The organism is Secundilactobacillus muriivasis, from assembly GCF_054785195.1.
Map to the genome: position 1 here is coordinate 24,158 of NZ_BAABMI010000014.1, position 12,315 is coordinate 36,472.

Consider the following 12,315-nt stretch of genomic DNA (forward strand, 5'->3'; position numbering starts at 1 on the left):
GAAATCCTCCTATTTGTGCCGAAACCAAGCGGTTGACTCTGATTCGTAAAACATAAAGCGAGAGGTCACGATTCGACCGTGAATAAGATGGTTTTTAAAACTGTGATAGGCCGTATAATTAATAAGCGCCATTTCTAAACGACCGATAGTACCTAGACGGTGTGTAAGTTGATCGGTGGCCATGATGTTAGCGATATTAACGGTTAACCGACCTAAAAAGGCCATTACGATATCTCGATAGCCACCTACGACCCCCGGATTCAGTAACTGTAATGATTGATTGGTTTTTAGAAAAGAATGAATGACTTCTGATATTGCATTATCGTGAATGATTTGAGCGGATAAGTCGGAATATTCATCACCAAAGTAAAGTTTTCCGGGTTCAAGCTGATCGAACGGATAGTGACACATTTGAACGTCAGTTGCATCAACAAAGAAAACCTTTTCAATTTCAGGGTGCTGTTTAAGAAAGGTAAACGCCATTTCCCAGCGGTGGAAGTAGAGGGTGAGATCTTTATAACCCGTAAATAACGGGACCTTCGTGATCGTCAATCCTGGTTCTTCCATCTGAAGATCATCGTTCGTCAAGATAATGCTCCGGGTGCCGAAGCGGCGAGTGGAAGCAACTAAGGGCTGAATTTGTTCAATTAAGGATTCACGATCACCACTAGATGACCGTTGGACGTCGCGCATATTCGTAATGTATTCGCCAATCACAGCGGTTGATTCAAAGGTTCGTTTAGCAGTTTGAGGCATCGGTACACGTTGAAGTGTCGCGATTTTGTTTAAATCCATAAGAGTCACCTAGCTTTCGTTATGATTCAATTAACCTAATAGTACAAAAGTTTCAGAGGCAACGCTAGTGCGGAATGGTAGCGGTAACTTTGAGTGATGAGTACCAAGGGTGACGTGAAGCTATCACTGATTAATGTGAAACTGATAAAACGATGATGAGAGTCGCTTAGATAGACAATCTCTATAAAAAATTAAAAAAATTCTATGATTTCAAATCCCTTGGTACGTAAGGGATTAAGCGTGTCTCTTCTAAATTAAAATTTGATTAGCGGTTGACAGATGAATTCTAATAGTTTAAAGTCAGAGACAATCAAAATCTAATAAAGTTTTAGGAGTCCTTATCATGAATCTGAATTTGAAAGCATTAAACCGACAATTAAATCGATTTAGTTACTATTGGCTAAAGTAGTGTTCACACCCTCACAGGTTGCGGACACCCATCCACAATCTGTGCGGCCAATAGTTTTTCAGCATGATAAATGCCGGTCACACAGCTAAGCTTCAAAAACACTGTGTGGCACGGCCAAAATATTTGGACCGTTGTTAATGAGTTGAACTTTTAACTTCCCGCAGTGTTAATCACACTGCGGGATTTTTTTATGGCCAGTATCACGACGGTAGATTTTGAGCGACTAAGGAGGCTACGGATTGTTTGACGGACACACAAGTTTATACGAATTCATTGCGGATCCAGCGAAGCACAGTTTATCACCGCTGATTCACAACACTAGCTTCCAAGCGCTTCACATCAATAGCGTTTACCTGGCGGCCGAAATTGAACCAGAGCACTTAGAAGATGTGATTCGAGCGATGCGGGCGAACATCATTACGGGTATCAACGTCTCGATGCCCTACAAGGAAAGTATTATCCCGTATCTCGATGAACTCACGCCGGTTGCTAAACAGTTAAAAGCCGTGAATACGGTGGTCAACCGGGACGGCCACCTCGTTGGGGACAGCACGGATGGCGAAGGCTTCCTAAACGCGTTACGAGATGAAGGGGTGACAGTTACCAATAAGCAAGTCGTGGTGCTCGGTGCTGGCGGTGCCGGCCGAGCCATCATTGAAGCCTGTGCGACTGCGGGCGCAACGGTTACCGTGTTTAAACGGTCTAACGCAACGTTCGACGCCATCCAACGTCGGTTAACGAGTTGGTCATCTCATATCACGGTTCAGTCCTATGAAGACGAGGCCGAGATGAATCGTCGAATCGCCCAAGCGGATGTGGTTGTGAACACGACCAACGTCGGCATGGGGACTGATGAACGATTGCCACTGAGTTCATCGGCCATGCGGCAACTCCATCAAGGTCAAGTTGTTGCAGATGTGATTTATGCCCCGCTTGAAACCTCGTTTTTAAAGCAAGCACAAGCGCAGGGGTGTCAAACCACCAACGGTATCGGAATGTTGGTCCATCAAGCAGCGGGAGCGTTGACCCGCTGGACTAATCAACGGATGCCAGTTAGTCAAGTGAAGCAAGTTGTTCACCAGTATTTAGAGAATGAAACCAAAACCCAAATTAAAGAATAGAGGATGAGAAATATGATTATTGTACTTAAACCAACTGATAACACCACCATTGCAGAACTGAAGAACCACTTCGAAGGCACCCATGATATCTTTGTTCACCATAACCGGGTTGCTGTTCAAGGCATCACGCGTGACGACTTAAACGACGTTGAATTAGCCGCCGCTGACGAAATCATCGAAGACGTGCCAGCCGCTGTTCAAGGCAGTCGTCAATTCCACCCAGAAGACACGGTGATCCGGACGGCACACAGCGTGATCGGTGGGGATCACTTCACCTTGATGGCTGGGCCATGTTCCGTTGAATCATTGGAACACGTCACCAAGATGGCTGCTGTTGCTAAAGCCAGCGGTGCGACGATTCTCCGGGGTGGCGCCTTCAAGCCACGGACCTCACCATACTCCTTCCAAGGCTTAGGCGAAGATGGGTTGAAATACCTTCGTCAAGCCGCTGACAAATACGGCATGGACGTCCTCACCGAAGTCATGGATGACGAACACGTCAAGATGGTCGCTAAGTACACCGACATCTTCCAAATTGGCGCGCGTAACATGCAAAACTTCTCACTGTTGAAAGCCGTTGGCAAGACCAACATCCCAGTCATGTTGAAGCGCGGGATGTCTGCCACGATCGATGACGTGTTGAACGCAACGGAATACATCGCCGCTGGTGGCAACCACAACATCATGATTGCCGAACGGGGTATCCGGACGTTTGATAACAAGTACACGCGTAACACCATGGACGTTAGCATCGTGCCAGTGATGCAAAAATTGACCCACTACCCAGTGATCATCGACCCAAGTCATGCTGCTGGTCACACGGAATTCGTTACCCCATTGGCCTTGGCTGGTACCGCTGCTGGTGCGTCAGGCTTAGTGGTTGAAATTCACGATGATCCAGAACACGCCTTCTCAGATGGTCCTCAAGCCTTGAAGCCTAACGAATACGCTGATATGGCAGAAAAGGCTTTGGCCATTCGGGAATTGTTGACGGGCATGAAGAGTGAACAAGCGGAAGCGGGGCGTTAATCACATGACAGAAATTTCGGTGACATTACCCGAAAAACAGTACCAAGTTAAAATCGACCGCGGCTTGTTAGCTCAAGTCGGAACACTAGTAGCTGAACAGTGGTCACCACGTAAAATTGCGTTAGTGAGTGACGACAACGTCGCACCGCTGTATCAAGAACGGGTAGCCGCTTCGTTGACTGAGGCTGGCTTTACCGTTCACTGTTACGACTTTCCAGCTGGTGAGGCGTCCAAATCACTGACGGTGTTAGCTGATTTGGCACGTGAAATGGCCAAAGACGCCTTTAACCGCGATGATGGCGTGATTGCCTTAGGTGGTGGCGTAACTGGTGACTTAGCTGGCTTCCTAGCAGCAAGTTACATGCGTGGTATCAGCCTCATTCAGATCCCCACATCGTTACTGGCACAAGTTGACAGTTCGGTGGGCGGCAAGACGGCCGTTGATCTAGATACCATCAAGAACATCATCGGGGCATTTTACGAACCAGACCTCGTTATCGTCGATCCAGATACCCTGAAAACGTTGACCCAACGGGATCTCGTTGAAGGGTACGGTGAAATCGTGAAGACGGCAGCTTTGAAAGGTGGTGAATTCTGGCAACTGATCGAAACGATCAATTCACCTGCCGACATCATGGCACATTCGCCTGAGCTCAGTGCTCGGTCGATCCAGTACAAGGCCAACGTGGTCATGGCGGATGAAACCGAAAGCGGTCAACGTCAACTGCTAAACTTCGGCCATACCATTGGCCATGCGGTTGAAGCGTTAGCCGATGGTGGCTTACGACATGGTGAAGCCGTCAGCATCGGGATGATTGCGTTGATGCAAATCTTTGAAGATGCTGGTCGAGCCGAAGCGGGCATTACCGCCCAAATCAAGGCGCGTTCCGAGGCGGTTGGCTTACCAACGACCTCACCGTTGTTAACCTCTACTAAAGTATTGGACAAGGTTAAGAACGATAAGAAGAACCGCCACGGGCATTTGAACCTCGTGTCACTTAAAGCCATTGGCGAACCTGAAATTACGTCGGTGCCAAGTGACGACATTGCATCGTTTTTAAAGTTACCAACTCGTGATGCCGAGTAAGTTAAGTGTTAATCAAAAATGAGGGCTGACAGCTGTCAGTCATGGCAACACCCGTTAACGCTGCCCGGGAATGTAGCGTTAACGACCGACCGTTACGGGAATGACGGCCGGTCAGATGAGTTCAAAGCGCGAAGATTCTGAGATAAAGGACGCTCAGAATTTTTGTGCGTTACGGCAAACCAATCAGAAAAGTGTAGGTGATCAAAATGTCCCATGCGGAACGAATGAAAACAGCGATTTGTCTGTACCTGAACTACTTGGTTCACGGAATGGCCATTGTGATTCTGGCGCAGAACATGATCGTATTAGGTAAAGAATGGCACGTTGGCGATGCTGGCGTTGCTTACGTCATCTCGTCATTAGGCATTGGTCGGTTAATTGTGTTATATCTCGGCGGTGAAATTTCAGACCGCATGGGTCGGCGCTTTATGGTTAAAATCGGCGTCGTTACATACGCCCTGTTTTTCGTGGGGATCTTAATTTCGAAGAATATGTATGAAGCTTACTTCTTCGGCATCTTAGCTGGCATGGCCAACTCATTCTTAGATACCGGGACTTATCCCGCATTGATGGAATTGTTCCCCCGCAAGCAAGCATCTGCCAACATTTTGATCAAGGCCTTCGTGTCAGTTGGCGAACTGATTTTACCAATCTTCGTTGCTAGTTTGGAACACTTTGACCTGTGGTACGGCTGGTCATTCTCAGTTTGTGCCGTCCTATTAGCCGCCAACTTTATCTTCCTATGGAACCGTGAATTTCCTGATATGGCCGCCCACAAAGCGAAACGGGCCGCTAAGTTGGCCGCCAAGCAAGCTGGTCAAACGCCAGTTGAAGCGGCTGCGGCTAATCCAGCTGAACCTAAGCAACCATTAACCGGTAGTCAGTGGGCGTTGGGCATCGTACTCACCATCTTCGGCTACGTTTCAATGTCGACGTTCTACCTCATCAGTCAATGGTTGACCCAGTACGGCAAAGACGTTGTGAACTTGGACATGACCCACGCGCGGTTGCTCGTTAGTATCTACAGTATCGGGTCGATCAGCGGCGTGTTATTAACGGTCATCCTAGTAGAACGGGTCCTCAAGCCAGCCTGGTTCATGTTGCTGGATACCACTATTTCATTCATCACGCTATTATTAATGGCCAGCACACCGGTTCTTCCTATCATGTTAGTTGGGTCATTTGTTATCGGTGCCTCCGCTGCAAGTGGCGTTATGCAGATGGGGATGACCATCATGGGGATCGCCTTTCCAAAGGCCAAGGGCCGGATCACCGGGATCTACAACATGGCCGGTGCCTTATCCTCCTTCACGATTCCAATCGTGACCGGGGTGCTTTCCAAAACCAGTGTTCACAGTATCATGTGGTTCGACGTGTTCATCGCCGCCATCGGTATCGTCTGCAGTTTATGCGTGATCCTGATCTTCAAGAAGAGTCACGTTTCAGTCACAGAAGAAGTTGCTTAAATCAAATACATTCATCAAGGAGCGCAAACTTATGTTAAATCAATTAGACGGACACACCATTTTAATCGGCTTAATGGCTTACCCCATTCGCCATTCCATGTCACCAACCATGCACAACCATTCATTTGAAAAGTTAGGCTTGAACTACGCTTACTTAGCTTTCGAAGTCGACGATAAGACGTTGCCTAAGGCCATTGATTCGATCCGGGCGTTAGACATGCGCGGTTCCAACATTTCGATGCCAAACAAGCAAACCGTTATTCCACTATTGGATAAGTTGGATCCAACGGCTGAAATGATTGGGGCAGTTAACACCATTGTGAACGACAACGGCGTTTTGACTGGCTACACCACTGACGGCGTGGGATTCATGCAGTCCTTAGATGACGAAAACCTCAACATTCGCGGCCAAAAAATGGTCTTGAGCGGTGCCGGTGGCGCGGGGACGGCGATTGCCATCCAAGCGGCATTTGACGGTGTTAAGGAAATGGCGATTTTTAACCGGGACGATGAATTCTTGGAAAATGCTCAACGCAACGTTGATATCATTAACGAAAAGACCGATTGTAAGGCCACGTTACACCATTTGGAAGACCAAGACGACTTCAAGGCGCAATTGGCGGATGCCTTCATCTACTGTGATTCAACCAGCGTCGGCATGAACCCATTGGAAGGGCAAACACTGATCAGCGACCCAAGTTGGTTTCGTAAAGACCTGATCGTGTACGATACGGTTTACGCGCCACGGACAACGAAGCTGATGGAAGTAGCTGAAGCTGGTCACGTGGACCACGTCTTTAACGGTTTGGGCATGATGCTTGAACAAGGGGCTGCGGCCTTCAAACTGTGGACTGGTGAGGATATGCCAGTCGACTACATCCATGACATTTTATTTAGCGAAGACAAATAAGGTAAGGGGCGACAAACGTGGTGGTTAAACAGACGGTAACATTACGACAAACGGTCCTCGGTAGTGGCCGACCAAAGTTGGCAGTACCGGTAACGGGTCGAACGGCAAAGGCGATTTTAGGCCAGGCAGCGGATGCGGTTGCCGCCAAGCCAGACTTAGTGGAATGGCGGATCGACTTCTTCGATGACGTTCAAGATGCGCTGGCGCTGCAACGCGTTGGGGCACAGTTGCGTGACGTTTTAGGGGACGTGGCGTTGCTGACAACGTTCCGGACGAAGCAAGAGGGCGGCGAATTGGCGTTGCCAGATGAGGATTACTTCCAAATCTGTGCTACGGTGATCAACGGCAACTTTACGGATGCGTTGGATCTCGAACGCTACCATGATGAGGGCCGAATCGAGGCATTAGTGACTCAGGCCCACGCCAAGCAAGTTGCTATCGTGATGAGTAACCACGACTTTGACCAAACCCCAACCGAGGCCGAACTCATTCGGCGGTTAGGTGATATGGCTGATTTGAGGGCAGACGTCCTCAAAGTTGCCGTGATGCCCCAATCGGTTGACGATGTGCTGACGTTGTTAGCAGCAACGCACCACGCTAACCAAGCGTTAGCACAGCCCATCATCACCATGTCCATGGGCGACCTTGGTAAGGTGACCCGCATGGCCGGCGAACTCGTCGGTTCCGTTGTCAGCTTCGCCACGGTCGGCGCTGCTTCAGCACCGGGACAGATTGCGTTAACGCATCTGAAGGGCGAATTAGACGATTTGAAATTAAGTTAGCATGACGAAAAGCGCAGCTACCTGACCGTTTCGGTCGGGTAGCTGCGCTTTTTTGACTGTCGTTTGTGTCCAGCGTAAGTGTTGGGTGCAGTTTTGAGTGTCGGCTGTTTGTCGTCGCTTCGCTCGCCAAAGCCGCATAAAAACCGGCACTCTCAGGCCACAAAATTCGGCGCCACTTAAACTGTTATTTCCAAGGTTCCTGAAGTTGTAGAAACTTGTTAACCACGCGCTTTCTGGCCACCACGCCGAATGGTGCTGCGCGAGACTGAGAGCTGCATGTAAGTGCACTTCGATAAAACCGCCAGACCCGGGCGCTTTCACCGAAGTACCCTTACACTACGCTCTCAACCCGTCTCGCTCCGCACACTATCGCTAGACACAAACGACAAAAAGCAGCCTCAACGATAGTCGTTAAGGCCGCTACAAATCATAATTTCTGATGCGCAAAGTGCTGCTTACAGTATTGTCGGATAAAGGTGTCAAAGCGCTGGACAGCCGGTGTTAAGAAGTGTTGTTTGCGCGTGATGAGGAAGAGCTCATGGTTAAGTGGGTTATCCGTGATTTCGCGGAGGATGACTTGGCTTTGGTCGAGTTGCGGTAGGTTAGGTACTAGCGCGATGCCCATGCCGTACTGCACTAGGCCGATGATGGTGTGATCTTCTTCAATCTCGTATTTGATTTTCGGGGTCAACTCAGCTTGCTTTAGGATACGGTCGATCAAGGGCCGCAAGCCACTTTTTTGCGAAAACATGATGAGGTCGTATGGCGCGATGTCGCGTAATTTGATGGTGGGTTTAGTCGCTAGCGGATGATTGACTGGGACGGCGAGTTTGATGGCTTGTTTGACGATGGGGGTGAACTGGAACCGTTCCTTGGTGGCTTGGCCGTGAACCTGGTCGGCATAGGAGGCCAGAACCAAGTCAAATTGATCATCGGCTAGTTTTTCCAATAGGTGTTCCGTGGTGTCCTGACCAAGTTGAAAGCTGATGCGTTCATTATCAGGCTGCTGAGTGAACTGCTGCATCAGTTCCGGCACTAACCGTTGGCCCATCGTATAGGTGAACCCCAGTCGAACGTGGCCGCTTTTGGGATCGTTAAGTTGCTGAATGGCAACGTTACCTTGCGCAAGGCTATTCAAACCGTCATTAATGTAGTTCAGGTAAGTTTTACCAAATGCCGTCAGTTTAATGTTGCGACCATCTGGTTCCACCAACGGTACCCCGAGTTCCTGCTCAAGTTTACTGATAGCGTAACTTAGCGATGGCTGAGAAATACCGAGATTTTCGGCCGCTTTGGACATGTGTTGCGTTCGTGCGAGTTCTTGAAAAAATTGGAGATGGCGTAGGTTCATGACGATCCTCCTTTGCGGATTATTCCACGAGGTAGACGCGGTCGTGAATTAAATCAAACGGTAAGTAGTGTTTATTAAGGGCGGTTACGTCTGAATTATCCAACAACGTTGCGTTATCCCAGAACACCTTCGAATTCGTTGCACCGTATTTTTCACCAATCACGATGAAGTCGTAATTTTTGTCAGCAGTGCGAATCTGTTGAAGCAGTTCCCAGTCGATTGGCAGGCCATCTGGAGACCAAGCCATGACGATGACGTCAACTTGGTCACGGTATTTGGCGAAGGCTTCGCTGGCGGATAGGGGTTCGATTTCAGTTACTGGATGCCGGCCGGTTTCGTTTTCCTTGGTCCAGTCCTTGCTGTCGGTGGCGATGACGGTTTGGTGGTTATCGCGTAAGCCTTTAGAGACGTAGCCGTTGCCCGCCATGACTTCTAGCGTTGGCCGGCCGTTGATGAAGGCGGCTAAGTCCTTCGCAACTGGAGCAGAGATGTAGGCCCACATGCCATAGGTGTCTTCCAAATAGTCCCGGAAGCCTCGCAGTTTCGCATCGAGGTCGGGGAGTGCTTGGGTGAGTTGGTTCCATAACTTGTCACCTTGAGGATCACCGGCTGGGTAGGTTTGGTTCAACGTTTTGAAAATCGTATCCTGAATGTTATCTGGTAATAGCAGCTCCGGCAACGTCTGTGGTAGGCGACCAGCGGCGAGTGCGTGGTCGGCAGTCAAGGCGTTATTGATGAGAAGCTTGACCTGCGGATAGTCATTGAACTGTTGGGCGTAACGTTGCAATGCTGCGATGTAACTGGTGGGTTTAGCGGGTTGTTGCTTCGCTCGTTTGAGTAGTTTACGTTTTTGTTTCGGATTCATATTACGGCCTCCAAAAAACACGTGTCATTTCGACCGGCTCAACCGGTTTAAACGCCACGTGCTAGGTTAATTGTTTTGTGATGGGTTTCCAAGATCGAGTTCCAATGATTCTTGTTGGCTGTGAGGTTGGTCACTGTGCCGGCGTTCTTTACCGTGCATGTAACCATCGAGAAGTTGGAATAACTCGTAACTATCTTCTGAGGTGAGTGGTTGGTGGTTAAACGTCAATTGCTTGCCAGATAGGAAGAGGCGGCTGAGATCGTAATCGTCTCGTTCGGCTTTGCCGGCTAGGTAGTCCATGGTGACGTCAAAGAATTCAGCGAGTTTACGAACCTCCATAAAGGAAGGCACCCGGATGCCACGTTCCCAGTTACCGATCTGTGCCGGCGTGTTCAGGTGGTCCTCATCAGGTTTAAATTGTTGGTTTAAGGCGGTTGCCAGTTGGTCCAGCGTTAAATCCTGACCACGGCGCAGCGCCCGAAGTCGTTCGGAAAACATGCACATCGCTCCTTATAATAGCTAGATATTACTACTATTATAGCGCGTTCGGCGACGGTTGTGGGACGTTAACGATGGGAAAGTATCGCTAAGTTGTTTTAGATGAGTTGAGTTGACAGATTTCGTGATGACCGCCATAATTTCTACTATTGCAAATAACGGCATAAGAAGAGGAGCGAAAACAGCGTGACAAAACGAACAAAACATTGGTTAACGGGGGTCATCATCGTCATCTTGGTGGCCATGATCGGAATCGGTGCAGCGGGCTATTATTTCTATAATATGGCGGTTGCGAGAGGCAAGAAGTCGTTTATCCATAACACAACGGCAGTCAAGAAGAGTGACCCGCTTTATAAGGAAAAGACCTGGTACGCCGGCACGAAGAAGCTGGTATGGCACGAAACCTCGGCGACCGATCATTTGAAACTGGTGGCGAATTACGTACCCGCAGCGAAGACCACCAAAAAGACCATCGTCATCGCGCACGGCTTTGGCGGGAGTAGTGCCCACATGGCGGAGTATGCGGGATTATTTCATGAACTTGGTTATAACGTGCTGTTGCCGGATGATCGGGGAAATGGTCAGAGTCAGGGGAATTATACCGGCTATGGCTGGCCGGACCGCCTCGACTACCTCAAGTGGATCCATCAAGTGATTCGGCGAAACGGTCAGGACTCCCAAATCGTCGTCTTCGGTGTCAGCATGGGTGGCGCCACGACAATGATGATCAGTGGCGAGAAGACGCCATCGCAGGTGAAAGCCTTCATTGAAGATTGCGGTTATACGAGTGTGTATGATGAAATTAAATACCAAGCGAAATCCATGTATAATTTACCGGAATATCCGTTGGTGCCGGTCGTGAGTGAGATCAATAAACTGAAAAACGGTTATTCGTTTAAGCAGGCCAGTGCGCTCAAGCAGGTGGCGAAAAACCATAAGCCGATGCTGTTCATTCACGGGACTGCCGATACGTTTGTGCCAACGCGGATGGTTTACCCGCTGTACCGAGCGGATGATGGCCCCAAGCAGTTAGTGCTGGTGAAGGGCGCGGCCCATGCCAAATCCTTTGCGCATAACCCGAAGTTGTACCGGCAGACGGTGACGGCGTTCCTGGCCCGGTATTTTAAATAAGTGATAAAATGAGATTAGTTTGATGTGAAACGGAGGGGAGTCCGATTTCTAAATCAAAGTATGAATACAGTTGGATCACGTTTTTAGCGACGTTTACCATGGGGGCCATCGACGCCTACACCTACATCGCGCATGACGCGGTGTTTGCGAGCGCCCAAACGGGGAACATGATCGTGTTTGCGGTGAAGCTGTTTGATGGTGGCATTTCCCGTGCTTGGGTCAATATTCCCGTGTGGTTGGGATTTGCGTTGGGCTGTCTTATGGCACAAAGTATGCTGACGGCGTTAAACGAACGGCCGACCATGCGCGAACGGTACAGCCGGTTGATGTTACTGGTTGTGGCAATTCTGCTGGTCGTTGCGGTCGGGCAAAACTGGTTTAATCCCTATGTGCTAATTGTAATCTTAGGTTGGCTATCCGGGTATGAACTGACCACTTTCCGGCAAGTTAAGGGCTCAGCCATTAATAATGGCATCATGACGGGGAATACGAAAAATCTCATGACGGCGTTGTATTTATGGCTTTATGGCCACGACCAAAAAGCAAAGCATCGGTTTGTCTGGACTGGGTTGATCATGCTGATGTTCATCTTCGGTGCGTACATTTCTGCAATGGTCTGTACTTGGGTCAGCACGAAACTGATTCTTTGGCTGTGTCTAGTGATTAATGCGCTGGGATTAATTGGCATTTGGCTGTCGAAAGAACGTGTGTAATGACATTGGAGACTCAACGAATTGTTGGGTCTTTTTGTTTACGCTTGTGTCCGGTGATAGTGTGCGAGGTTTGTGAAATTTGGCTTCGTTGGCGCGTTAATCATGGGTGATATTGTGGGCACAACCGGTCGGTCAGAAAATTTGGGCTGGAACGCCGT

Annotated in this window: 12 protein-coding genes; 8 read left to right on the forward strand and 4 right to left on the reverse strand. The window is 49.1% G+C overall.

Translation table 11 applies throughout. The features are described from left to right. Positions 1-9: 9 nt before the first annotated feature. A complete protein-coding gene (locus ACYVR3_RS03870) occupies positions 10-795 on the reverse strand; it encodes a hypothetical protein (RefSeq protein WP_461243207.1) in 786 nt (261 codons plus the stop codon). 648 nt (positions 796-1,443) lie between these two features. Here ACYVR3_RS03870 and ACYVR3_RS03875 point away from each other — a divergent pair. The 6 genes from ACYVR3_RS03875 to aroD all read left to right on the forward strand — a co-directional run bounded on the left by ACYVR3_RS03875 (position 1,444) and on the right by aroD (position 7,599). After that, a complete protein-coding gene (locus ACYVR3_RS03875) occupies positions 1,444-2,325 on the forward strand; it encodes a shikimate dehydrogenase (protein ID WP_461243208.1) in 882 nt (293 codons plus the stop codon). Between the two features lie 12 nt (positions 2,326-2,337). Further along, positions 2,338-3,354, forward strand: a complete 1,017-nt coding sequence (gene aroF / locus ACYVR3_RS03880) for a 3-deoxy-7-phosphoheptulonate synthase (protein WP_461243209.1) — start codon at positions 2,338-2,340, stop codon at positions 3,352-3,354. A 4-nt stretch (positions 3,355-3,358) separates the two neighbouring features. After that, the gene (aroB, locus tag ACYVR3_RS03885; protein WP_461243210.1) at positions 3,359-4,441 is read left to right on the forward strand and encodes a 3-dehydroquinate synthase; all 1,083 of its coding nucleotides are present in this window, start codon (positions 3,359-3,361) and stop codon (positions 4,439-4,441) included. 206 nt (positions 4,442-4,647) lie between these two features. Continuing rightward, a complete protein-coding gene (locus ACYVR3_RS03890; RefSeq protein WP_461243211.1) occupies positions 4,648-5,907 on the forward strand; it encodes an MFS transporter in 1,260 nt (419 codons plus the stop codon). A 31-nt stretch (positions 5,908-5,938) separates the two neighbouring features. After that, the gene (locus ACYVR3_RS03895; protein WP_054732534.1) at positions 5,939-6,817 is read left to right on the forward strand and encodes a shikimate dehydrogenase; all 879 of its coding nucleotides are present in this window, start codon (positions 5,939-5,941) and stop codon (positions 6,815-6,817) included. 20 nt (positions 6,818-6,837) lie between these two features. Beyond that, positions 6,838-7,599 carry a type I 3-dehydroquinate dehydratase gene (gene aroD, locus ACYVR3_RS03900; RefSeq protein ID WP_461243214.1) on the forward strand — a complete coding sequence of 254 codons (762 nt, stop codon included), beginning with the start codon at positions 6,838-6,840 and terminating at the stop codon, positions 7,597-7,599. A 427-nt stretch (positions 7,600-8,026) separates the two neighbouring features. On the opposite strand, the gene ACYVR3_RS03905 is transcribed toward aroD, so the two are convergent. The 3 genes from ACYVR3_RS03905 to ACYVR3_RS03915 form a co-directional block, all read right to left on the reverse strand. Beyond that, positions 8,027-8,950, reverse strand: coding sequence for a LysR family transcriptional regulator (locus ACYVR3_RS03905; RefSeq protein ID WP_461243212.1), 924 nt, complete (start codon positions 8,948-8,950; stop codon positions 8,027-8,029). A 19-nt stretch (positions 8,951-8,969) separates the two neighbouring features. Further along, positions 8,970-9,815, reverse strand: coding sequence for an SAM-dependent methyltransferase (locus ACYVR3_RS03910; RefSeq protein ID WP_461243213.1), 846 nt, complete (start codon positions 9,813-9,815; stop codon positions 8,970-8,972). A 66-nt stretch (positions 9,816-9,881) separates the two neighbouring features. After that, entirely contained in the window at positions 9,882-10,313 is a 432-nt protein-coding gene (locus ACYVR3_RS03915; RefSeq protein ID WP_054732541.1) for a helix-turn-helix domain-containing protein, read from the reverse strand. Positions 10,314-10,556: 243 nt separating this feature from the next. Between ACYVR3_RS03915 and ACYVR3_RS03920 the strand changes: the two genes are divergently transcribed. Further along, positions 10,557-11,444, forward strand: a complete 888-nt coding sequence (locus tag ACYVR3_RS03920) for an alpha/beta hydrolase (protein WP_461243215.1) — start codon at positions 10,557-10,559, stop codon at positions 11,442-11,444. 74 nt (positions 11,445-11,518) lie between these two features. Then, positions 11,519-12,157 carry a YoaK family protein gene (locus ACYVR3_RS03925; protein ID WP_461243216.1) on the forward strand — a complete coding sequence of 213 codons (639 nt, stop codon included), beginning with the start codon at positions 11,519-11,521 and terminating at the stop codon, positions 12,155-12,157. Positions 12,158-12,315 lie beyond the last annotated feature (158 nt).